Source organism: Rhizobium sp. UBA1881 (assembly GCF_002338015.1).
Lineage (GTDB): Bacteria > Pseudomonadota > Alphaproteobacteria > Rhizobiales > Rhizobiaceae > Rhizobium.
Window position 1 is genome coordinate 1 of the sequence record NZ_DDHH01000029.1, and the last position, 22,875, is coordinate 22,875.

At 63.0% G+C, this 22,875-nt stretch carries 22 protein-coding genes and 1 pseudogene; 11 read left to right on the plus strand and 12 right to left on the minus strand.

The features are described from left to right. The 3 genes from B3605_RS02695 to B3605_RS02705 form a co-directional block, all read left to right on the plus strand. A partial coding sequence (locus B3605_RS02695) for a S9 family peptidase (RefSeq protein ID WP_296432114.1) occupies positions 1–1,537 on the plus strand: 1,537 nt, incomplete at its 5' end. Between the two features lie 212 nt (positions 1,538–1,749). Then, positions 1,750–2,271: a DUF1697 domain-containing protein gene (locus tag B3605_RS02700; protein ID WP_112946110.1), complete on the plus strand. Its 522-nt coding sequence runs from the start codon at positions 1,750–1,752 to the stop codon at positions 2,269–2,271. Positions 2,272–2,361: 90 nt separating this feature from the next. Further along, positions 2,362–3,309 carry a homocysteine S-methyltransferase family protein gene (locus tag B3605_RS02705; RefSeq protein WP_112946111.1) on the plus strand — a complete coding sequence of 316 codons (948 nt, stop codon included), beginning with the start codon at positions 2,362–2,364 and terminating at the stop codon, positions 3,307–3,309. A gap of 2 nt (positions 3,310–3,311) precedes the next feature. On the opposite strand, the gene B3605_RS02710 is transcribed toward B3605_RS02705, so the two are convergent. The 3 genes from B3605_RS02710 to B3605_RS02720 all read right to left on the minus strand — a co-directional run bounded on the left by B3605_RS02710 (position 3,312) and on the right by B3605_RS02720 (position 5,311). Beyond that, positions 3,312–4,766: a DHA2 family efflux MFS transporter permease subunit gene (locus B3605_RS02710; RefSeq protein WP_112946112.1), complete on the minus strand. Its 1,455-nt coding sequence runs from the start codon at positions 4,764–4,766 to the stop codon at positions 3,312–3,314. Positions 4,767–4,929: 163 nt separating this feature from the next. Further along, positions 4,930–5,073: a hypothetical protein gene (locus B3605_RS02715; RefSeq protein WP_183796322.1), complete on the minus strand. Its 144-nt coding sequence runs from the start codon at positions 5,071–5,073 to the stop codon at positions 4,930–4,932. Then, entirely contained in the window at positions 5,048–5,311 is a 264-nt protein-coding gene (locus B3605_RS02720; protein ID WP_111564459.1) for a ribbon-helix-helix domain-containing protein, read from the minus strand. Before B3605_RS02720 ends, B3605_RS02715 begins: the two co-directional genes overlap by 26 nt. A gap of 182 nt (positions 5,312–5,493) precedes the next feature. On the opposite strand from B3605_RS02720, the gene B3605_RS02725 reads away from it, so the two are divergent. From B3605_RS02725 to B3605_RS02740, 4 genes are all read left to right on the plus strand, one after another. After that, on the plus strand, positions 5,494–6,006 hold the full coding sequence (locus tag B3605_RS02725) for a hypothetical protein (RefSeq protein WP_112950935.1): 513 nt from the start codon (positions 5,494–5,496) through the stop codon (positions 6,004–6,006). A 65-nt stretch (positions 6,007–6,071) separates the two neighbouring features. Next, entirely contained in the window at positions 6,072–7,568 is a 1,497-nt protein-coding gene (locus B3605_RS02730; protein WP_112945775.1) for a protein adenylyltransferase SelO, read from the plus strand. Between the two features lie 312 nt (positions 7,569–7,880). Continuing rightward, complete coding sequence (locus tag B3605_RS02735) at positions 7,881–10,217, plus strand: glucose/quinate/shikimate family membrane-bound PQQ-dependent dehydrogenase (RefSeq protein ID WP_296432126.1); 2,337 nt, start codon at positions 7,881–7,883, stop codon at positions 10,215–10,217. Between the two features lie 146 nt (positions 10,218–10,363). Next, on the plus strand, positions 10,364–10,822 hold the full coding sequence (locus B3605_RS02740; RefSeq protein ID WP_112945773.1) for a hypothetical protein: 459 nt from the start codon (positions 10,364–10,366) through the stop codon (positions 10,820–10,822). 369 nt (positions 10,823–11,191) lie between these two features. On the opposite strand, the gene bla is transcribed toward B3605_RS02740, so the two are convergent. From bla to dmeR, 3 genes are all read right to left on the minus strand, one after another. Next, positions 11,192–12,079, minus strand: a complete 888-nt coding sequence (gene bla, locus B3605_RS02745) for a class A beta-lactamase (RefSeq protein ID WP_112945772.1) — start codon at positions 12,077–12,079, stop codon at positions 11,192–11,194. Between the two features lie 167 nt (positions 12,080–12,246). After that, positions 12,247–13,302 carry a CDF family Co(II)/Ni(II) efflux transporter DmeF gene (dmeF, locus tag B3605_RS02750; protein WP_112945771.1) on the minus strand — a complete coding sequence of 352 codons (1,056 nt, stop codon included), beginning with the start codon at positions 13,300–13,302 and terminating at the stop codon, positions 12,247–12,249. 51 nt (positions 13,303–13,353) lie between these two features. Then, on the minus strand, positions 13,354–13,626 hold the full coding sequence (dmeR, locus tag B3605_RS02755) for a Ni(II)/Co(II)-sensing transcriptional repressor DmeR (RefSeq protein ID WP_112945770.1): 273 nt from the start codon (positions 13,624–13,626) through the stop codon (positions 13,354–13,356). 267 nt (positions 13,627–13,893) lie between these two features. On the opposite strand from dmeR, the gene B3605_RS02760 reads away from it, so the two are divergent. Next, positions 13,894–14,388, plus strand: coding sequence for a GNAT family N-acetyltransferase (locus B3605_RS02760; protein WP_018902505.1), 495 nt, complete (start codon positions 13,894–13,896; stop codon positions 14,386–14,388). Between the two features lie 52 nt (positions 14,389–14,440). Here B3605_RS02760 and B3605_RS02765 read toward each other — a convergent pair whose 3' ends face one another. From B3605_RS02765 to B3605_RS02780, 4 genes are all read right to left on the minus strand, one after another. Beyond that, entirely contained in the window at positions 14,441–15,433 is a 993-nt protein-coding gene (locus B3605_RS02765; protein WP_112945769.1) for a phytanoyl-CoA dioxygenase family protein, read from the minus strand. A gap of 124 nt (positions 15,434–15,557) precedes the next feature. Further along, positions 15,558–16,472 (minus strand): cytochrome c, encoded by a 915-nt coding sequence (locus B3605_RS02770; protein ID WP_112945768.1) that lies wholly within the window; start codon positions 16,470–16,472, stop codon positions 15,558–15,560. Between the two features lie 128 nt (positions 16,473–16,600). Beyond that, complete coding sequence (locus B3605_RS02775) at positions 16,601–17,053, minus strand: c-type cytochrome (RefSeq protein WP_112945767.1); 453 nt, start codon at positions 17,051–17,053, stop codon at positions 16,601–16,603. A gap of 141 nt (positions 17,054–17,194) precedes the next feature. Next, on the minus strand, positions 17,195–17,833 hold the full coding sequence (locus B3605_RS02780) for a LysE family translocator (RefSeq protein WP_112945766.1): 639 nt from the start codon (positions 17,831–17,833) through the stop codon (positions 17,195–17,197). Positions 17,834–17,961: 128 nt separating this feature from the next. On the opposite strand from B3605_RS02780, the pseudogene B3605_RS02785 reads away from it, so the two are divergent. Then, positions 17,962–18,665 (plus strand): annotated as a pseudogene (locus tag B3605_RS02785) (helix-turn-helix transcriptional regulator). Between the two features lie 45 nt (positions 18,666–18,710). Here the strand turns inward: B3605_RS02785 and B3605_RS02790 are convergent. Next, positions 18,711–19,490 (minus strand): SDR family NAD(P)-dependent oxidoreductase, encoded by a 780-nt coding sequence (locus B3605_RS02790; RefSeq protein ID WP_112974570.1) that lies wholly within the window; start codon positions 19,488–19,490, stop codon positions 18,711–18,713. A 160-nt stretch (positions 19,491–19,650) separates the two neighbouring features. Between B3605_RS02790 and B3605_RS02795 the strand changes: the two genes are divergently transcribed. Both B3605_RS02795 and B3605_RS02800 read left to right on the plus strand, forming a co-directional pair. After that, the gene (locus tag B3605_RS02795; RefSeq protein ID WP_112945763.1) at positions 19,651–20,565 is read left to right on the plus strand and encodes an AraC family transcriptional regulator; all 915 of its coding nucleotides are present in this window, start codon (positions 19,651–19,653) and stop codon (positions 20,563–20,565) included. 546 nt (positions 20,566–21,111) lie between these two features. Next, positions 21,112–21,909 (plus strand): DUF1828 domain-containing protein, encoded by a 798-nt coding sequence (locus B3605_RS02800; RefSeq protein WP_112945762.1) that lies wholly within the window; start codon positions 21,112–21,114, stop codon positions 21,907–21,909. Here the strand turns inward: B3605_RS02800 and B3605_RS02805 are convergent. Continuing rightward, positions 21,906–22,754, minus strand: coding sequence for a metallophosphoesterase (locus B3605_RS02805; RefSeq protein WP_112945761.1), 849 nt, complete (start codon positions 22,752–22,754; stop codon positions 21,906–21,908). The genes B3605_RS02800 and B3605_RS02805 overlap by 4 nt on opposite strands. Between the last annotated feature and the right edge of the window lie 121 nt (positions 22,755–22,875).

Sequence of the window (22,875 nt, forward strand, 5' to 3'; positions counted from 1 at the left end):
CACCGGCGGCGGCGGCGCTTGGGCGCCCGACGGCAAGAGCTTCTTCTACTCGGCGCTCGACGAGAACCACCGCCCCTCGAAGGTGTTCCACCACATCATCGGCACGCCGCAATCGGAAGACCGTCTGGTCTATGAGGAAGAGGATGCGGGCTTCTTCATGGGCGTCGGCGGTTCGCTGCTGGACGACTTCATCTTCATCGACATTCACGACCACGAAACCTCGGAATATCTCTTGATCCCGACCAGCGACCTCTCCGCCAAGCCGAAGATGGTGGCGGAGCGCGAGGAGGGTATCGAGTACACGCTGACCGAGGGCGGCGACGTGTTCTACATCCTCACCAACGACGGCGACGCCAAGGATTTCAAGATCATGGAAGCGCCTGTCAACAATCCTGGCAAGGAGAACTGGCGCGAGGTGGTGCCGCACAAGCCGGGCACGCTGATCATCAGCCACATGGCCTATGCCCGCCACCTGCTCTGGCTGGAGCGCAAGGACGGTCTGCCGCAGATCATGATCCGCGATCGGGCGACCGGCGAGGAGCACGCGATCGGCTTTGCGGAAGAAGCCTATTCGCTCGGCCTGCAGGGTGCTGCCGAATACGACAGCGACGTGATCCGCTTCTCCTACTCGTCGATGACGACGCCATCGCAGCTTTACGACTACAACATGGTGACGCGCGAGCGCTCGCTGTTAAAGACGCAGGAAGTGCCGTCGGGCCACAATATCGACGACTATGTCACGCGCCGCGTCTTCGCGCCCGCCTGGGACGGCGTCGAGGTGCCGGTGACGCTGCTTTACCGCAAGGACACGCCGCTCGACGGCTCCGCCCCTTGCCTGCTCTACGGCTACGGCGCCTATGGCGTGACCATTCCGGCGAGCTTCAACACCAACTGCCTGTCGCTCGTCGACCGCGGCTTCGTCTATGCCATCGCCCATATCCGCGGCGGCAAGGACAAGGGTTTCGCGTGGTACGAAGATGGCAAGATGGAGAAGAAGACCAACACCTTCAAGGACTTCATCGCGGCGGCCGACTATCTGAATCAGGAGAAGTTCACCTCCTACGCAAACATCATCGCCGAGGGCGGCTCGGCCGGCGGCATGCTGATGGGGGCGATCTCGAACATGGCGCCGGAAAAATTCGCCGGCGTCATCGCAGCCGTTCCCTTCGTCGACGTGTTGAACACCATGCTCGACGACACGCTGCCGCTCACCCCGCCGGAATGGCCGGAATGGGGCAACCCGATCGACAGCCGCGAGGAATACGACCAGATCGCCGCCTATTCGCCTTACGACAATGTGGAAGCCAAACCCTACCCGCCGATCCTGGCGCTGAGCGGCCTGACGGACCCGCGCGTGACCTATTGGGAGCCGACCAAATGGGTGGCGAAGCTGCGCGACAAGTCGACCAGCGGCGCGCCGGTGTTGCTGAAGACCAACATGGACGCCGGCCACGGCGGGGCGTCCGGGCGGTTTCAGCGGCTGGAAGAGGTTGCGTTCGAGTATGCGTTTGCGGTGAAGGTGGCGGGGAAGATGTGAGAATGCTGGCGGGGTGCCGTGGGGTACCCCCCTCTGCCCTGCCGGGCATCTCCCCCACAGGTGGGGAGATTGGCTGGGGGGCAGCCGCTCACTCCACTCTCATTGTTTGGCGTGAACCTAACCGCTGGCCGATCTCTCCCCTTGTGGGGGAGATGTCCGGCAGGACAGAGGGGGGTAATTCTTGCTCCCCCGCCAACGGAAGGAGCCCCCCAATGCCCGTCTACATCGCCCTGCTCCGCGCCATCAATGTCGGCGGCACCGGCAAGCTACCCATGGCCGAGCTGAAGGCGATCTGCGAGAAGCTCGGCTTTACCGACGTCAAGACATACATCCAGAGCGGCAACGTGCTGTTTCGCGCAAAAGCCAACGAGGCCGACGTCGCACATACATTGGATGACGCACTCGGCGAGCGACTGGGCAAGAAGCCCGGCGTGATGGTGCGCAGCCGCAAGGAGATGGAGGCGATCGTCGGCAAGGCGCCCTTCCCCGATGCCAAGCCGAGTTTTCTCATCGTCAGTTTCCTGCCCGAGAATGCGCCGAAGGATGCGCTCGACAGGATGGTGGCGCCTGACGGAGAGGAGGCTGTCGTCGATGGGCGCGAGATCTATGTGCACTATCCCATCGGTTCCGGGAAATCGAAGCTGAAGCTGCCGGCGCTTAATGCCGGCACATCGCGCAACATCAATACCGTTCGCAAGCTCGCCGAAATGGCGGCTGCAATGGAAGATGGCTGAGGCCAGCTTTACGGCGGCAACGCATTATTTTAGTCTTTCCTAATTAAAAATGGCATCGCATCTGTTTCCTACTTGCCGGGAGGAACCGATATGGCGAAGTACAGAGCGCATCTGCCGCAGATAGACGGCGGGTTTTATGCGAGTGACGGGGGCATGGAGACGACCTTCATCTTTCACGACGGGATGGAGCTGCCGCATTTCGCCTCCTTCGTGATGGTTGACGACGAGGAAGGGCGGGACCGATTGCTGGTCTATTATCGCCGCTACCTCGACATTGCCCGCAAGCACCGCACCGGCTTCATTCTGGACACGCCGACATGGCGCGCCAATGCCGATTGGGGCGCGAAGCTCGGCTACGACGCCGAGGGGCTGCACCGGGTGAACCTAGCGGCGATCGACCTGTTGCTGCCGCTTCGCGACAAATACGAGGAACCGGGGCGGCCGATCGTGATCTCAGGGGCGATCGGGCCGCGTGGCGATGGCTACAAGGCGGGCAACATGAATGCCGCCGAGGCCGAGGATTATCATGGGGCGCAGATCAGAAGCTTTGCGACAAGCGAAGCCGACATGGTGGCCGCCTATACGCTGACCAATATCGACGAGGCGATCGGGGTGGCGCGTGCGGCGGCGGCGAACCATATGCCCTGCGCGATCTCGTTCACGGTGGAGACCGACGGGCGGCTGGTGACGGGGCGGAGCCTGCAGGATGCGATCGAGACCACGGATGCCGCGACCGGCGGCTCGCCCGCCTACTACATGATCAACTGCGCGCACCCGACGCATTTTGCCGGCGCGCTAGCCGCGAACAGCGGCTGGACGCGGCGCATCGGTGGCCTGCGCGCCAATGCTTCGCGCATGAGCCATGCGGAGCTCGACGAGAGCGAGACGCTCGATGCCGGCGATCCCTCAGATCTCGGGGAGCGGTATCGTGTGCTGCTGCGCGGCATGCCCGAGATCAGGATCGTCGGTGGCTGTTGCGGCACCGATCACCGCCATGTGGCGGCGATCTGCGAGGCTTGCGTGCCGGCAGCTGCTTGAGTTCAGTGCTCGGCGTGGGCTGCGGCCTTGCTGCCGCCGTGGCCGCTGATATCGGCGCCGGCGGTACTGGAGAAGCGCAGGTTCCAGAAGGTGGCGGTGAGCGAGACCGCGGTCACGAACAGGAAGGCGGCCGAGAAGTCGTGCAGTTGCGGCGTGTCGCCGCTGCCGGTTGCCGACATCGAGATATGCAGCACGAAGGCGCCGACGCAGATCCCGAGCGACAGCATAAGCTGCTGGAAGGTCACGTAAAAGCTGGTGGCAGCGCTCATGCGGTCGCGCTCGATCGCGTCATAGGCCACCGTGTTGTAGGCGGTGAACTGGAACGACATGAAGAAGCCGCACATGACGAGCACCGCGAAGATCAGGCCGAGCGGCCAATCGGGGCGGAAGAAGGCGCAGAGCGCGTAGCCGAAGGTGGCTGTGAAGCCGTTGAACACCAGCGCGTTGCGGAAGCCGAAGCGGCGCAGGATCCTCGGCGCGAAGGCCTTCATCGCCATGGAGCCGATGGCAGCTGCCGTCACCAGCTGGCCGGCCTTGGCGGCAGAGAGACCGAAGCCGAGCTGGAAATAGAGCGGCAGCAGGAAGGGTTGCGCGCCCTGGGTGATGCGGGTGAGCGAACCGGCGATGACAGAGGTGCCGAAGCTCGGCACCTTCATCAGCGAGAAATCCATGATCGGCGCGGGATGCTTTCGCGCATGCTTGAGATAGGCGATGCCGAAAAGCAGGCCGATCGCGATCAGGAACAGCGCGAACATCCCCTCGCCCGGACGGCTGGAGCTTTCGAAGCCGAAAAGCAGCGAGCCGAGCGCAATGCCCGAGAGGATGAAACCGACAGTGTCGAAGCGCTTCTTGGTCTCGCCCTTGAAATTCTCGATGAAGATCGAGACCAGGACGAAGCCGAGGATGCCGATCGGGACGTTGATGTAGAAGATCCAGCGCCAGTCGAGGTAGGTGACGATCATGCCGCCAACGGGTGGGCCGAGGATAGGGCCGATCAGCGCCGGCACCAGCAGCCACGACATGGCGTTGACCATATCCTTGCGGGCGACGCTGCGCAAAAGCACGAGACGGCCGACCGGCATCATCATGGCGCCGCCGAGACCCTGCAGCAGGCGGGCAAACACCAGACACCAGAGATTGGGCGAGAGCGCGCAGCAGATGGAGCCGAGAACGAAGACTGCGATGGCCCAGCGGAAGACCGTGCGCGAGCCGAAGCGATCGGCAATCAGGCCGCTTGCCGGAATGAAGATGGCGAGGCTGAGCAGATAGGACGTCAGCGCGATGCTCATCGACGGTGCGGTGACGCCGAAATCGCGCGCCATGGTGGGAAGTGCGGTGGCCAGAACCGTGGCGTCCAGCTGCTCCATGAACATGGCGCTGGCAACGATCATCGCAATCAAGCGGAAATTGAGCGGCGGGCGTCCAACGACAGCCGCCTGGTAGATCTGATCCGACATCGTCAGGGATCGCTCGCGAATACGCGGCTCAAGCGCGAAGGCAATCGCCGCGGGCATGAAATGGCAAAGCGCCAAGGGTGAATGAAGTTTTTATATACGCCCGCAAATGTGGCGGGGTTATGCTGAAATGGCAAGGCTGATGTGAGCTCAGCGTATGGGTGTATCAGCGATGATCGCGCATCAGCGTTTCGTAGTCGCGACCGCCGGAGAAGATATTGGTGATGACGATGGTTTCGGCCTCGACACGGTAGAGAATGAGGGTGTTGCGCCGCTCTACGCGTTCATTCCTGATGATGCTTGTTCGCAAGCGTCTTTATCCAGGCAGCCATCTCCTGGCTGCTCAGGCTCGGTCGGGGATCATCGAGCGATTCCTGCACGCGGGCCCTTATGGCCGCGATGCGTTCCTTGTGCTCTTCCTCCTGGCGCATCCAGGCGCGCATGGCGGCGCGGATGACTTCGCTGGTGGAGGCGAAGGCACCGGCATCGATCTCGGCATTGATCACATCGACCATTTCCGTTGGCAGCGTGATGCTGAGCTTTTCCATGTGTGGCTCCCGCGTTGGCGTCTGGAGGTGCGATTTAATCCTACCACTGCGGCCAGGCCGCAGCAATCGGCGCAGGCGCTACGTCCTATTTCCGAATTGCTTTCTCAGCCAACAGGCTCAAGCTTTCACCCGAGGAGCTCCGCGGCGCCTTGGCCGTCGGCGAAAATGGGAGAGAGGGGCACATGCGTCTACATCTCATCGTGGCGGCCGCGACCGTTCTCGTGTCGGGGAGTGCCGAGGCCTATCAGAAATGCGGCGGCAGTCCCTCGGTCGATGTCTACTGGGAAAAATCGGTCCTCAGCGTCAACGGCACCTTCTACCAGATGAAGAGCGAGAGGCTCGGCAAGAAAAGCGCGCGGCTCGTCGGCCACGACATGGCTTTCGTCAAAAGCAAGGGCGGCAACGACGTCCTGATCCGCAATGGCGGCAGCACCCGCTACACTTGCCAGAAGACCGAGGGTGAATTGGGCGCGGTCAGCATCGTTCCATACCGGGCAAACACGGTCGTCAAGTCAACGGCGGAGGTCGAATTCCCTGACGACACTGGCAAAGGCACGCAGGCGTCTTCCCGCAATGGCCGTGGCAAGGGCGGCGGTGGTGGAGGTGGCAAGGGCGGCGGTGGCAATGGTGGAGGTGGCGGAGGAGGCGGTGGCCATGGCGGAGGTGGCGGCGGCGGCGGCGGGCGCAACCGGTGAATTTCCGGCCAACACACGGCGCTTGAGCGCTTGCGCCGGCAGGGCCTGAGCCCTACCTAAAGCCTATGACCATTGCACCCGCACAGACGTCGCGCTCCTTCCCCTTCGACAACAGCTATGCGCGGTTGCCGCAGAACTTCTTCGCCCGGCAGACGCCGTCCGCGGCCGCCGAGCCGTGGCTGATCAAGCTCAACGAGCCGCTGGCGGAAGAGCTGGGGCTCGACATAGAGGTTCTGAAGCGCGATGGGGCCGCGATCTTTTCGGGAAATCTCGTGCCTGAGGGCGCCGATCCGTTGGCCATGGCCTATGCCGGGCATCAGTTCGGCAGCTTCGTGCCGCAGTTGGGTGACGGGCGGGCGATCCTGCTTGGCGAGGTGATCGACGTCAAAGGCCGGCGCCGCGATATCCAGCTGAAGGGCGCGGGCGCCACACCGTTTTCGCGGCGGGGTGACGGGCGCGCGGCGCTCGGGCCAGTGCTGCGTGAATATATCGTCAGCGAGGCCATGCATGCGCTCGGCGTGCCGGCAACGCGAGCGCTGGCGGCGGTTTCGACGGGGCAGCCCGTCTATCGCGAGCAAATCCTGCCGGGTGCCGTCTTCACCCGCGTGGCGGCGAGCCATATCCGGGTCGGCACCTTCCAGTTCTTCGCAGCGCGCGGCGATACCGAGGGCGTTCGGGCGCTCGCCGATTACGTCATCGACCGGCACTACCCCGAGCTGAAGGACGGAGCCAATCCCTATATCGCGCTGTTCGAGGCTATTGCCGAACGGCAGGCGGCGCTGATCGCCAAGTGGCTGCATGTCGGCTTCATCCACGGCGTGATGAACACCGACAACATGACCGTCTCGGGGGAGACGATCGACTTCGGCCCCTGCGCCTTCATGGATGCCTATGATCCCGGCACGGTTTTTTCCTCGATCGACCAGAACGGCCGCTACGCTTATGCCAGCCAACCCGGCATCGGGCAATGGAACCTGGCGCGGCTCGGCGAAACGCTGCTGCCGCTGATCGACGCCGATCAGGACAAGGCGGTGGAGATCGCCAATGTCGTCATCAAGGATTATGGCGAGCGCTTCCAGCTGCACTGGATGCGGGGAATGCGCGAGAAGATCGGTCTTGCTGATGTCGAGGACGACGATCTCGCGCTGATCCAGTCGCTGCTTTCGGTGATGCAGGCGGGCCAGGCGGATTTCACGCTGACGTTCCGCCGGCTGTCGCATCTGGCCGCCGACGACAGCGCGGAAGACGCGTTTCTCGGGACGTTCAGCGACAGCGCGGCGGCGAAGGAATGGCTGGTGCGCTGGCGTGAACGTCTTGCGCGCGAGACGACAACACCGAACGAACGCGGCGTGGCGATGCTTGCAGTCAACCCCGCCTTCATCCCGCGCAATCACCGCATCGAGCAGGCGATCGTAGCCGCCGTCGAGGATGCGGATTTCTCGCTGTTCGAAGCGCTGCTCGACGTTCTCGCCAAGCCCTATGAGGATCACGCGGAGTTTACCGCCTACATGCAGCCGCCCAAGCCCGAGGAGCGCGTGCTGCAGACATTCTGCGGGACGTGACCGGCCGATTTCCTCTACCTGAACGCTAGCGTCTGTCGTGACGTTTCGACGCGGCCAAACGCCTGGGTTTCATGGCTTTTTCGTGACAGCAGCCGAAACCCAGATTCAACGCCCACCCGTAAATCCGGATTCTGTCGCATATTTTAGTCACTTCTGAGCCCCCCATATTGTGGCGGTTGAAAGGCAGATCGGGCCGCTCTATTTCCGCTGATGACGCTTGCGGCAAAATGTCTTGTTCGCCGTTTGCGTGCATTCCTGACCACTCCCGATCCCCCTCGGGAGCTTTATGCATTTCAGTTGGAGACCGGCCTGATGGCGATCGTCTTAACATCCATCCTCTTCATTCTGATAGGATTGGCACTCGGCGGAGGCGGGCTCTGGCTCGTGCTGCTCGGTGGTAACTTCTTCTATCTCTTCGCAGGCATCATGTTCCTGCTGACCGCTGCGCTGCTCTTGAAGCGCAAGGCGTCGGCCCTTTGGGTCTATGCCGTGCTCGTCGTCGTTTCGCTCGTCTGGGCGATCAACGAAGTCGGCTTCGACTGGTGGCAGCTCGGACCGCGCGGCGGCCTGATCATCCTGCTCGGCCTGTGGCTGCTTACGCCCTGGATCCGCCGTCCGCTCGGCTTTTCCGGCACGACCGGCGCGCCCTACCCGGCCAGCCCTTGGCCGCTCGCCATTCCGGTTCTGATCGCGATCGTGATCGCCGGTTATTCGATGACGACGGACCCGCATGACCAGAACGGCAGCCTGCCGACGGCCATGACCGGCACCACGACATTCGGCGGCACGGTGACCGACGGCGAGTGGCACCAGTATGGCCGCACGCCCTTCGGCCAGCGCTATTCGCCGCTTGAGCAGGTCAACGTCAGCAACGTCAAGGACCTGAAAGAGGTCTGGCGCTACCAGACCGGCGACGTGAAGCGGCCGGATGATGTCGGCGAGACGACCTACCAGGTCACGCCGCTCAAGGTTGGCGATACGCTCTACATCTGCACGCCACACAACCTTGCCATCGCGCTTGATGCCAAGACCGGCAAGGAAAAGTGGAAGTTCGACGCCAATTCCGGCATGAACCCGGACCGACAGCACCAGACGTGCCGTGGCGTCACCTACTACCACGACACGGCAGCGGCTGCCGGCGCCCCCTGCGTCGACCGCGTCTACCTGCCGACCGCCGATGCCCGCCTGATCGCGCTCGACGCGCTCGACGGCAAGGTCTGCACCGATTTCGCCGACCAAGGCACGCTGCACCTCGAAAAGGGCATGAAGTACAACCCCGCCGGCTACTACTACTCGACCTCGCCGCCGGTGGCGATCGACGGCAAGCTGATCATCGGCGGCGCCGTCAACGACAACTACTCCACCCAGGAGCAGTCCGGCGTCATCCGCGTCTTCGACATCCACACCGGCGCGCTGGTCTGGAACTGGGATTCGGGCAACCCCGACGTCACGACGCCGCTGCCCGAGGGCCAGACCTACACGACGAACTCGCCGAACAGCTGGTCGGTTCTGTCGGCCGATGAAGGTCTCGGCCTGATCTACGTGCCGCTGGGCAACCAGGTGCCCGACCAGCTCGGCATGAACAGAAGCGCCAATGTCGAGAAGTTCTCGTCGTCGGTCGTTGCTCTGGACATGAAGACCGGTCAGCTGCGCTGGGTCCAGCAGTTCGTGCATCACGACCTGTGGGACATGGACGTTCCGGCCCAGCCCGTGCTCTTCGACATGAAGAAGGCGGACGGTACGGTCGTTCCGGCACTCGTGGCGCCCACCAAGCAGGGCGACCTCTACGTGCTCGACCGCCGCACCGGCGAGGCGATCATTCCGTTCAAGGAAATCCCCGCGCCGCAGGGCACGATCCCCGAGGACCATGCTTCCCCGACGCAGCCGATCTCCGACCTGACCTTCTCGCCGCCACCGCTGCAGGAGAAGAACATGTGGGGCGTGTCGCTGTTCGACCAGCTCGCGTGCCGCATCGAGTTCCACCGTTACAAGTATGAAGGCCGCTACACGCCGCCGTCGCTCGAAGGCACGATCGTCTATCCTGGCAATTTCGGCACCTTCAACTGGGGCTCGGTCGCGGTCGATCCGGAACGGCAGATCATGTTCGGCATGCCGACTTATCTGGCCTTCACCTCGCGCCTGGTGCCCGCCGCCGACATCCCGCCGAAGGGTGCAGGCGAAAAGGGCAGCGAACAGGGCCTGAACCGCAATGACGGCGCGCCTTATGGTGTGGTCATGGGTCCGTTCCTCGGTCCGCTCGGCATCCCCTGCCAGGCACCGCCATGGGGCTATGTCGCCGGCGCCGATCTCACCACGGGCAAGACCGCCTACAAGCTGGTGAACGGCACGGTTCGCGACATGAGCCCGCTGCCGATGCCCTTCAAGCTCGGCGTTCCCGGTATCGGCGGCCCGATCATCACCAAGGGCGGCGTTGCCTTCCTCGGTGCCGCGGTCGACGATTACCTGCGCGCCTATGACGTGACCAACGGCAAGCAGCTGTGGCAGGCCCGCCTGCCGGCCGGCGGCCAGTCGACGCCGATGACCTACACGACCTCGGACAACAAGCAGTATGTCGTGATGGTGGCCGGCGGACACGGGTCGATCGGCACCAAGCCGGGCGACTACGTCATCGCCTACACGCTGCCGTAAGCAGTTTCAACGACCACCGAAATGGCCGCCTCCGGGCGGCCATTTTGCGTTTGGGCCTCCGATGGCACACGTGCATTATGACAACGAAAGGCTGGCGCAGGCTTATCGACGCAATTCTTCCGTGCATTGTCTCAGGGGGAATTCTCATGAAGATCGGCGACAGCATCTCGAGCACCTATGGCTTGAGCAATCTTTTCCAGCAATCCGGCCAGCGCAACAAGCAGCAGCCGATGACGATCGAAGACAGCGTTCGCCAGAGCGGCGCATCGCTTGCGCCCAGCACGACGCCGCCCTCCATCTCCAGCACCATGTGGGCGCTGCAGGCGACCGACGAAAGCCAGACGATGTCAGGTGTGGAAGACGAGGCCAAAGCCCGCCACGACGCCATCGTCAGCGAATTCAGCGACCTCGCCAACATGACGCTCGCCGAACGCATCCGCAAGCAGGTGCTCGACAGCCTCGGGATGACCGAAGACAGCCTGAAGGGCATGTCGATGGACGACCGCGCGGCGATCGAAAAGCAGATCGCCGACGAGGTGAAGCGGCAGCTGACGGGGAATGACGACAAGGGCGAGAGTGCTGCGGCGGATATTGGCGCGGTGTGAGGAGTGTTGCCGTGAAAGCTGATGGGACGCGATGATCGCGGCCAATGCTTGCTGCCGCCGCGATAGGACTCTCCCAGCGCTACAAACGCCACCCTCATTCCTGTCCTTGTGACAGGAATCCAGCCACGGCGCGTCTGCGCCGTGAATGACCTGCTCCCAGCATTCGGCCGAAGAAGAGTCTCCTCGCCGCGCGGACGCGCGTCGGCTGGATTCCCGCCACAAGGGCGAGAATGAGGGAGAGGATGGGGGCGCTTCCGTGAGGGTCAGCGGTGGTGCTTGAGGTTGAGAGATTGATTCAAGCAGATGCGAGCAAGATTCACTTTTCTGTCGCATCTTATTGATCTTTAATCTCGATTTCCGCCCGCTCCCTCACACCATCTCCGCCACGATCCGCCCCACCTCGCCGAAAACAGGATTGATCTCGGCGGTCGCAACCGTGGCGTTGGTGACGTAGACGGCGATCAGGATGGGGCCGTGGCCGGGGGGCCAGCAGATGGCGATGTCGGCGGCGGAGCCGTTCTTGCCGGTGCCGGTCTTGTCGCCGATCTTCCAGGTTTCCGGCAGGCCGGTGCGCAGGCGTTCGTTGCCCGTGGTGTTACCGACCATCCACTCGATCAGCGTCTTCTGCGAGGGTTCGGACAGGACCGAGCCGAGCGCGATGTTACCGAGCGTGTCGAGCATGGCATCGGGCGTCGTGGTGTCGCGCGGATCGTCCTTGGCGATATCGTTGAGATCGGGCTCGATGCGGTCGAGGCGGGTGGAGCCGTCGCCGAGCGTACGCAGCCAGTTGGTCAGTTCCTTGGGGCCGCCGAGGCTTTCGAGGATGAGATTGCCGGCGGTGTTGTCGCTCAGCGTGATCGCCGCCTTGCAGAGATCACCGACGCTCATGCCCTCGCCGCCGACGTGCTTCTCGGTCTCGGGCGAGTAGGCGATGAGCTGCTCCTTCTCGTAGACCACGCGGCGCTCGAGATTTTCCTCGCCCTTGTCAACGCGCGACAGCACCATGGCGGCGGCCAGCACCTTGAAGGTCGAGAACATCGGGAAGGTCTCGGTCTCGCGATAGCCGAAGGAGATGTTGGTCTCGGTATCGATAGCAGATACGCCGATGCGTCCGCCGATTTGCTTTTCCAGCGCGCCGATGCGGCGGTCGATCTCGTCGTCGCTGTCTTCGGCGCGAACGATCTCCGGCAGGAACAGCGCCGGGGCGAGCAATGCGGAGCCGAGCAGCGTGCGGCGGCGGATCGAAAAGGGATGCATGAAAAGACCTCTGCCAGAATCGATGAAGGCATTAATTAAGAATGGATGAGAACCGGGTTAAAGCGGGATTGTGGCCCGCTTGCGTCGCCCGCGCCTTCGCCATCGGAATGCGTTGATCTTTCAGATTCGCATTCCCGGCATCAAGCCCTTCGCTGGCATGAGCTCAGTCAGGCAGCCCTTCTCGCCGCCATCTGCGTGACCTCGACCGTCACATGCGACAATTGGCCGAGCGTCGCGAGCTTCTCCTTGTAGAAGGACGGCGCGCGGGGGGCCGATGTGGCGACGGCGACGATGGCCGCATGGTGGCCAGGGCCGACCTGCCAGACGTGCAGATCGGTGATCTCGTCACCATCGGTCTCGACGACCTTGCGGATCGCCTTGGGCAGATCGCCCGCCGCAGGAAGGGTGTCGAGCAGGACGGCGCCCGACGCCTTCATCAGGCCCCAGGCCCATTGCGCGATGATGATGCCGCCGACGATGCCCATCAGCGGATCGAGCCAGAGCCAGCCATAGAGGCTGCCGAGCAGAAGTGCCGCGATGGCGAGCACCGAAGTCAGCGCGTCGGCGATGACGTGGATATAGGCGGCGCGCATGTTGTTGTCGGTGGCGCGCGGGGCGTGGCTGGCGTGGTCGCCGTGATGGGCGTGGGAGCCATGGTGCGCATGATCTCCGTGATGGGCGTGATCACCGTGGTGGGCATGGGAGCCGTGATCACCGTGGGGCGCGTGGCTCCCGTGGCTGTGGCCATGCGCGTGGCCATGGTGATGATGATCGTCCTTCAGCAGCCAGGCGCTCAGTACATTGACGGCGAGGCCGAGGACGGCGACGCCAATGGCCTGCGAGAAGCTGATCGGAACCGGGTTGGCGATGCGCAGCACGCTTTCATAGGCCATCAGCAGCGCGATCAGCGCCAGGATGATGGCGCTGGCGAAACCGGCGAGATCGCCGAGCTTGCCGGTGCCGAAAGTGAAGCGCGGATTGTGGGCCTGGCGGCGGGCGTAGAGATAGGCCAGCGCCGAGATCAGCATGGCGCTCGCATGGGTCGACATGTGCCAGCCATCGGCGACCAGCGCCATCGAGCCATACCACGTGCCGGCGGCGATCTCGGCCACCATCATCGAGGCGGTCAGCGCGATGACGAGCCAGATGCGGCGGGTGTTGCGGTCATGGTCCTCGCCGAGGAAAACGTGCTCGTGCTGCAGGTTGTTTGTCTGTGCGCTCATCGCACGCTCCTTGTCGGTAGTCTCGTCAGTGGTCTCGCGCCCTCAGGCGCATCAGCGGATGTAGGTTCTCAGAACCTCGGAAATTTCCTCGACGGCCTCGCTGCGCGCCTTTTCGTCCGAAGCATGCAGGACATGCTCGTGCAGGTGATCGTCCAGCACCTCGCCGGTCAGCCCGTTCAGCGCGCCGCGGATGGAGGAGAGCAGCTGCAGGATTTCGCCGCAGGGCTTTTCCGCCCCGAGCGCGCGCTCCACCGCATCCATCTGGCCCTTCAGCCTGTTGATGCGGGCGATGAGCTTTTTCTTGTTGTGCTGGGTGTGGGACATGATCTTCTCGGTATAGGATAGGGGGGTATCCTATCTCAAATGAAGACGGAAGGAAAGCCCGCGCACGGCTTGACAAGACGAAGAATTGGGAAGATGTATTGCGCCATGATCAAGAACGCGCACATCTCCTGCTCGTATTTTTGGCTGTACCTGTAAAGGGCGGCTGGACAGATCTTATTGTCAACAAGCCGCCGTCAGGCGGCTTTGTTGTATCTCAAGCGTCCTGACGGCAGAACATCACGAAACGCCAGACTGGGACGCAAAGACATGACCGACATCGAAGACAGCGAAATCTCATTGATCCGCCCGCCGGTGATCAATATCCGCGCCGCCAAGCCGCGCGACCTGCCCGAACTCAACGACATGATCGCGCTTCTCGCCAAGCACCACGGCGACGCCGCCGGCTCGACGCCGGAGCAGCTGGAGCGCGACCTGTTCGGCCCCCTGCCCTGGATTACCGCGCTCGTTGCGGAAACCGACGAAGGCCTGATCGGCTACGCCATTCTCGTGCCGCTCTACCGCGCACAGGAAGGCGCGCGCGGCATGGATCTGCACCATCTCTTCGTGCGCGACGGCCATCGCGGCCACGGCGTCGGCCAGCATCTCGTCAACCGCGCCCGCGACACCGCCCGCAACGCCGGCTGCGGCTACCTCTCGGTGAGCGCCGCGACGGGCAATATCCAGGCGCACCGCTTCTACGAACACATGGACTTCATCCCGCGCCCGGTGACCGGCATGCGCTATCTGCAGGCGCTGGCTTAGGCGCCACCCGCCCCTTTATGGCGCCCCCTGATCGCATCGGCGGCTGCGCTCGCTAGCGCAGCACCGGTTCCCCGTGGAAGCGGCGGCGGGAGGGTTTGGAGACGCCGAAGCCGATCTCCATCATCAGGCGCGGCTTTTCGGTGGCGACGGTTCCCATGTGGAAGCCGAAGGGGTCTTCGACGAAGCCGGAGCCGGCCTTGCCTGTGAGCGTGATCGGGCTGTCCTTGCCGTAATAATCGATGATCTCGTTGGCGGGGTGACCGACCAGCAGTGTCAGCTGGTGCTTCATGCGGCGCTTGTTGTGGCTGCCACGGACGAAGACGTGCGGGCCGGTGCCTTGATCCACATCCACCAGATAGAAGAAGAACTTCAGCATCCGCCAGTCGTCGAGATCGAAGTGATACTTGTCGAGCGAGGCAAGGCTGCGGTCGGCTTCGCTGGCCTTGGTCGGGAAGCTCCACCATGTGCGGGTGGTGATCAGTTGCGCCTGGGCGCCGAGATAGCGGCGGGCGATCTCCGACAACAGCGGATCGCGCTGCACGGTCAGAACCGCCGGGCAATCCAGCGCCCGCTCGAAATGGTGGCCGGAGAGGATCGGTCGGCCGAGCCTGTCTTCGGTGGCGCGGTGGTCCGATGCGCTGAATTCTATTCTGCGGTCGAAATTGCCGAAGCAGGGCGTGGCGTGGCCGAAGGCGGATATCTCCTGCGTGATATCAGCCGGCAGCTGCAAATCGGGGAAGATGCCGTCGCGGTTCAGCGCATCGACTGCGGTTTCGGCGTTCACGCCGTGGAAGATGGTCGGCAGGTTGTCGATCGCGCCGTTGCTCTTCTTGGCCGTCAGCCAGTGGGCGCGGCGGCCGGGAATGGTGCGGGCAAGCAGGAACATCGGCAGCCAGGCCGGGTTCTCGCGAATATCGGCCATGTAGGTGGGGATGCGGACCGCCATGCGCTTGAGCTTGCCGCCCTTGCGCGCGACCGCTTCGAGATCATTGGCGGAGGCGTTCGAGGCCGCGCCACTGGCGGGAGATACTGATGAGCTGTGCATTTCAGCTGGCCTTTCGCAAGACGTTTGAGGATCGTCATTCGGCAGCGGCATGTGCCACTGCGGGGCATTCAGTCGAAATTGCTAATAAATGCTGCAATGCGGCAATTTTGGGGTATTTCTACCCTCAATGAGCAGGCACCGCCTTCAGGTAGGCGGCAATCGCCTCCAGATCAGCCTTGGGTAGGTGAGCGACGTTCTGCTGCACCTCGGTCATCGATCCGCCGGCCGAATCGAAATCGGGCGTGAAGCCGGTTTCGAGGTAATTGGCGATGTCGGCCTCGCTCCATTCGCCGATGGCTTTCGAGCCTGGCGTGATGTTGGGGATCGTGCCCTCACCCTCAGGATTGGGCGCGCCTGCGAGCCACAGATCGGGCTTCAAGCCGCCCAGCGCATCGCGCGGGGTGTGACACTCGCCGCAATGGCCGAGGCCCTCGACCAGATATTGGCCGCGTTTGACCTTGTCGTCGGCATTGGCAAGCACGACGCGCGGGCTGTCGTTGAAATAGAGGAACTTCCAGCCGCCGAGCGCCAGCCGGATATTGAACGGGAATGGCAGCTCATGCGGCGGCGCGACGTTGCTGCTCTTCGGCAGAGTCTTCATGTAGGCGTATAGGTCGTTGACGTCCTTGTCGCTCATGCGCGTATAGGAGGCATAGGGGAAGGACGGGTAGAGATGCGCGCCATTGGGCGCGACGCCGCGCTTCATGGCATTGCCGAATTGAGCGAGCGTCCAATTGCCGATGCCGGCCTGCTCGTCGGGCGAGATGTTGGGGACGTGGAAGGTGCCGAAGGGGCTCTTCAGCGCCAGCCCGCCAGACAGCGTCAGCTTGGCATCGCCTTCAGCCCCCGGGGCAGCGTGACAGCTGACGCAGCCGCCGGCCCAGAAGACCATTTCGCCGTTCTTGACATCGGGCGCGCCGAGGTTTGCCCAATGGCTCTCAGGCAGCGGATTGGGCGCGGTTACCAGGTAGAAGACGGCGCCACCGACCACGGCGACGCCGACGAGACAGAGGACAAACCTGATAAACCTGCGAAACATGCACTGCTCTCCCATCGTCCTTGACGCTCATTGGACATAAAGCGATCCGCCCGGCGGGCAAGGCCGGACGGATCGTAGATGCGGATCGCCCGAGGGAGGATCACCCCAGACGAACAGAAGGGAGAGAACTATTCCTTCTTGATGCGGTAGTTCTGATGACAGCCGCCGCAGTTCGCGCCAAGCGTCTTCAGGCCGGCGCCGACGCCTGCGGCGTCTGCCGGAAGCTGGGCGAGCAGCGTGTCGGCATCGGAGCCGAGCTTGGCCGCGCGCGCCTTGAAGTCGTCCATGTTTTCCCAGATCTTCGGGCTCGCCTCGGAATCGGCGGATGCGTTTTCCGTGCCAGCCTTGAACTGATCGGGGAAGGCCTTGGCGGTTTCCGAGATGGTCGACAGCGCCGTCTTCACCGCTTCTGCGTCGTAGGGCTTTTCGCCCTTGGCGATACCCGCAAGCGCACCGGTGGCGCCGCCGATCTTCTTCATCATGGCTTCGCGGGCCTCATGCGTGCCCTCTCCGGCCGCAAGAACCGACGTAACCCCCATGCCGGCGACCAGAACGGCCGCGACGATTGCTTTGATCTTCATACTTCCACTCCTCTTCGATACCGAGATTTTCGAAGCCCGGCGCTTCGTTTTACCCGGGCATGATGGCAAATTAATCTCAGCTAAAAAGTAACAAGTGGGTGAGAGTGCAATAAATTCAGGAATTTGCGGCTTTCTCGCTTTTCACGCCGGCGCCCGCCAGCCGTGCCAGGCGGTAAGGATCGCGATCGCCACCAAAAGGCCGCCGGCGATGCGGCCGACGAGGATGGTGGCGCCGGGGTTGCAGATCAGCAGCGTGCGGCTGCGCGAGGCGGTGAAGGCGACGGTGCCGTAGATCGCCGCTTGTGTCGCCATGGTCATCAGCCCCATGACGATGCCCTGCAGCCAGATCGGCCCGTAGACGGGCTTCAGGAACTGCGGATAGACCGCCAGCATGAAGAGATAGGCCTTGGGATTGATGAGGCAGGTGATGGCGCCCTGGCGAAAGGCGCGCCAGCCCGAACCGCTCGTGCCGCCTTCGACTGATGAGACCGTGATCGAGCTTGCGATCAGCGTGTAGCCGATCCAGGCCATGTAGGCGGCGCCGATGAAGAGCAGCGGGTTGAACAGCGCCGGGAGCAGCGTCGCCAGAAGGCCGACGCCGATCGCGCCATAGAGCGAATGCACCGCCCCGCCCGCCATGATACCCGCCGTCGCCGCCATTCCCGCGCGCCGGCCCGACGTCAGCGAATTGGCGAGCACGAAGAGCATGTCCATGCCCGGGACGATGATGATGCCGAAAAGAAGGGTGAAATAGAGCCAGAGGTTTTCGCTGTAGGTCATGTCAGTTGCCCATCGTCGATCCGCGCTGCAGAGCTTGCGGATAGTGTTGAATTTCAATTCGATAGGGTGATCTGTACGACGACCCAACTGACAGTGTAGTGTCAGGAGCGTTTGGCGGAGGAGAGGATATGCGCAAGGCGTCCCGGCTTTTCGAGATCATCCAGCTGCTGCGGCTGGCGAAGCGGCCGGTGACGGCCGCCGTCATGGCCGAGGCGCTGGAAGTGACGGTTCGCTCGATCTATCGCGACATCGCGGCGCTGCAGGCGATGCGCGTGCCGATCGAGGGCGGGCGCGGCATCGGCTATATTCTGAGGCCCGGCTTCGACCTGCCGCCGCTGATGTTTTCGATCGAGGAGATGGAGGCGATCGTGCTGTCGCTGGCGCTGGTGGAACGGACCGGCGACGCGGCGCTGAAGCAGGCCGCCAAGAGAGTGAACCAGAAGATCGCGGGCGCCGTGCCGGCGCCGCTGAGGGAAGCGATGGAGGGAAAGGCGCTCTATGCCTGGGCACGATCGCACCCTCGCCGGAGGGGCTGGACCTCTCGCTGGTGCGCGGCGCGATCCGCGACGAGCGAAAATTGACGCTCGATTATCGCGACGAGCTCGGCCGGGGCAGCCAGCGCACGATCAGGCCGATCGCGCTGATCTATTATTCGCAGAGCTCGAACATCGTTGCATGGTGCGAGCTGCGCGAGGCGATCCGCAATTTCCGCAGCGACCGGGTCGAACGCTGCGTGGAGGCCGATGGTTTCTTCAAGGGTGAAGGCGACGGCTTGCGGACGCTCTGGACCTCGGGGTGGACGCAGGCGCCGGCTGCCGTTTCGGCCATCTGATACCGTCCCCGCGACTGGGATCGCGGTGACGGCCGTTTCTCATCCTCAGAGGGCGGCGCCGCCGGAGACTTCGATGCGCTGGCCGTTGACCCAGCGATTGTCATCAGAGAGCAGCGAGGCGATCATCGGGCCGATATCGTCGGCGACGCCGGGGCGGCCGAGGGCTGTCATGTCGGAGACCATCTTGTTGACCACGGGATTGTCGCGGACGATGCCGCCGCTGAAATCGGTCATGACGGCACCGGGCGCGACCGTGTTGGCGGTGATGCCGCGGGCGCCAAGCTCCTTGGCCAAATAGCGGGTGAAGACCTCGATCGCGCCCTTCATGGCCGCATAGGCCGAGCTGCCGGGAACGCTGAAGCGGGCAAGGCCGCTCGAGATGTTGATGATGCGGCCGCCATCGGCCATCAGCGGCAGAAGCTTCTGGGTCAGGAAGAAGACGCCCTTCAGGTGGACATTGACGAGGCCGTCGAAGGCCTCTTCGGTCGTCTCGGCGATCGAGGCGTGGTAGCTGGTGCCGGCATTGTTGACGAGATAGTCGAAATCCTTGGCTCCGAAGGCTTCCAGCGCCTGGCGGACGTTTGCGACGAAAGCGTCGAAGGACGCAGCGTTACCGGTGTCGAGCTGGAGGGCGACGGCCTTCGCGCCAGCCGCCTCGATCTCGGCGACGGCGCCTTCGGCTTCTGCCTTATTCGTGTTGTAGGTCAGGATGACATCGACGCCGCGCTTGGCGAGGCTGACCACCGTGTTGCGGCCAAGGCCGCGACCGCCGCCGGTGACGATGGCGATCTTGGTCTTTGAATTTGCTTGATTTTCACTCGACATGACAGGCTCCTTGGGGCTCATTCGATGGCCTGATGCTACGCCCGCACACCCTCTTTGCTGAATGCCGGAACTCTCGAATTTCTTGCCTATTCCTCCAATCAGCTTGCGGCCTGAAGCCAGTGATCTAAGATCACTCCCAGTGGTTTTGATGGAGAGCAGCATGGCGGAAGCGCTGAAGGACATGGTATCGCGCTATATCGATGCGGTCGGTGGCGGCGATGGGTCGTTTGCGATGCCCGTGCCCGTGCCGGGGCTGGCGATCTCGCGTGTCAGCCAGCCGGTGATACCGCATCACCGCATCTACCGGCCGACCATCTGCGTGGTTCTGCAGGGCGCCAAGCGGATCTTGAGCGGCGACCGGGTGCTCGACTATGGCGAGAACCAGCTGCTCATCGTCACCGTCGAACTCCCCGCCTCCGGCCAGATCGTCGACGCCAGCCCCGAGCTGCCCTATCTCGGCCTCAACATCGATTTCGATCCTGTCCTGATGCGTGAGGTGATGGACGATCTCGAAAACCCGCCCAAACCCTCCGGCGACGGCATCGCCTGCGTCTTCGTGCAGGATTTCGACGAAGCGCTGCAGGATTGCGTGCGCCGGCTGCTCAACCTCATGGAGACCCCGAAGGCCATCCCCGTGCTGGCGCGCTCGATCATGCGGGAAATCTGCTACTGGCTGCTGACCGGGCCGAACGGCCGCGAAATCTGCAAGCTGGCGCTTCCCGGCAGCCATGCGCGGCGGATGAGCGATGCGATCTACCGGCTACGCGACAATTTCGCCGAACCCGTCAGGATCGAGGAGCTGGCGGCCGTGGCGCGCATGAGCCCCTCCTCCTTCCACCAGCATTTCAAGACGCTGACCTCGATGACGCCGCTGCAATATCAGAAGCACATGCGCCTGCTCGAAGCCCGCCGGCTGATGGTGACCGACGGCGCCAACGTCGCAAGCGCCGCCTACCAGGTGGGCTATGAAAGCGCCTCGCAGTTCAGCCGCGAATATACCCGCATGTTCGGCACGCCGCCGAAGCGGGATGTGAGCGAGATGAGAGCGTCGCCGATGGAAACGGCGGCGGCTTAGGTGTTGGGGGAACTAGCTATGCAACGGCTTGCTGTTCGGATAGAATGAGATGATATTCCTAAAGTAATAGGTTGGCGACATGCGCGTCAGGCATCTTATATTGCGCAGGAAGACCATTACCACCGACACTGATTGGCGCGATGATGCCTTGCCGCCAAGGTTTTCGGGTATTTACCCAAAGACGCGGCCGGCGAAACCCGATTGGAAATGGCGCAGCGCGCAAGCACACTGCTCACAGCATGATTATATTCTTCTGTGCGAGATCAACGAGATGAAAGACAACTGGCGCGCGTGGCTCATCAGGAAGAGTGACGATGAAGGTTCACTTGTCGCGCGGTACGAGTTTCATGGCAGCCATCCTGGACTCCACCTGCACGCCGACTGTGAACGCGGCGGCGTCGAAGTCGGCCCGACGAGCATTAAGGTTCCGTTACGCATTCCAGCCGTAGGCTCGGAGCGAACTCGGCCGCCGCCGACACGACCGAGTCTGTTTTGGGAAACGGCACGCCGATACTTTAGAATGGACTACGCCAAAGGGAGTTTGCTGTGAGCGATCTGGCAACAGTTCAGGAATCGTTACATCGTTCGTTCGGCGAGGCGATCTCGGTTCGCCCCATCGCGGCGGGCCTAGCGATCCGCTCTCCCTTTTTCGACGGAAGCGGCGATCACATCGCCTTCTATGCGCGCGACACGGAAAACGGCGTGGTGCTTGAGGACGATGGCGATTATCTCCCGCATCTGATTGCATCCGGTATCGATATCGAAACAGGGCAAAGACGACAGCTGCTGGACAGCCTTTTGGCCGAATCCGGCGCCTATTGGGATGCCGACACATTCGAGATCCGCTCGCAGGAAGTGCCGACCGAGCGGATCGGTAGCGCCAGCGTCCGTTTTCTCTCCGGGCTGCTCAGAATTCGCACGCTGGAGTCTTTGACCAAAGAAACCGTTCGCTCGACGTTCAAGGAAGATGCGGCGTCCGCTGTCGTGAAATCGCTGGCCGACATGTTCGACATCTCGGAGCGCATGCCGTTGACGAAGGAGCTGTCGGAATTTCCGGCTGATATCGTGCTGACACCACGCGATCCGGGCTTGCGCACGATCGGCCTCTTCCTGGTCAACGGTCCGACACAGTTTCTCGAGGCCGAGCTACTGCACACCGAGATCGAGCGGCGCCAGCAAGAGAAAAATCTCCAGGCTGTTGCTCTGATCGAAGACAACAGGAAGATGGCGTTGATAACAGAACGCCGGTATCAACGGGCGGTCAATCGCGGCCTGCAGACGCGCTTCTTCCGCGAAGACGAGACACAGGCGATCGCCGGTCTTCGCAAGCTTGCGGCTGCTTAGCCCCTCAGCGCCAGCACCCTGCTCTCCTCGCGGCCGAAGCCGCGGATCTCGATGCGGTCGGCGTGAACGTCGACGATGGCGAAGGTGTGTTCGGTCTCGGTGTCGACCATGCCCTTGAAGTTGACGAAGTGGCAGCCGTCGACCGCGCCGTAGTTGCCGACGTGGTTGTGGCCGTTGAAATAGGCCACGACGTTCTGGCTTTTGGTCAGCAGCTCGATCATGCGCTCGCGGTCCCAGCAGTCGTGCTGGTTGGGCGGGTAGACCGGGTAGTGGTTCATGACGATGACGCGCTCGCCACGCTCGGCGGCGTCTTCGATCTCGGCTTTCAGCCAGTCGAACTGGCGGTCGCTGATCATGGCGTTCCAGGCTTCGGCATTGATGGCGCCGGCGGCCCTGAGTTCGGCGAGCTTTTCGGCGGCGATCTCGCGGTAGGGGTGGCCCTCCGGCGGAGCGAAGGTGCTGACTTCGTTGCCATCGAGCATGATGAAGCGCCAGCCGTGATTGGCGAGGCTGTAATAGGGCGCCGGCATGCCGAGGCGGGCGGCGACGTCTTCCAGGTGCTCGGGTGCGACGGCGAAGTCGTGATTGCCGAGCAGGAACAGATTGTCGTGCTTCAGGGCGTCATAGACGGGCAGGATGGCGTCGAAGCTTGCGAAATCGCGGTCGATGATGTCGCCCAGCGTGATGACGAAGCTCAGGTCTTCCGCATTGAAAACCTCGATCGCGGCTTTCAGTTTGGCCGGGCTGTTTTCGTAATAGCGGTCCATGCCGGCATGCGGCTCACGGGCGGCATATTGCGGGTCGGCGACGACGCCGAAGCGGAACAAAGGGAGCGGTTGGGTCATGGTGCCGGATTAGGTGGGGTGGGTGACAGGGATGTGACAGCTATCATCAACGCGGAGGGGGAATGCGCAAGTGGTCCCTTGCCGGATGCTGGGTGCACGTGGCCCCCTCATCCGCCTGCCG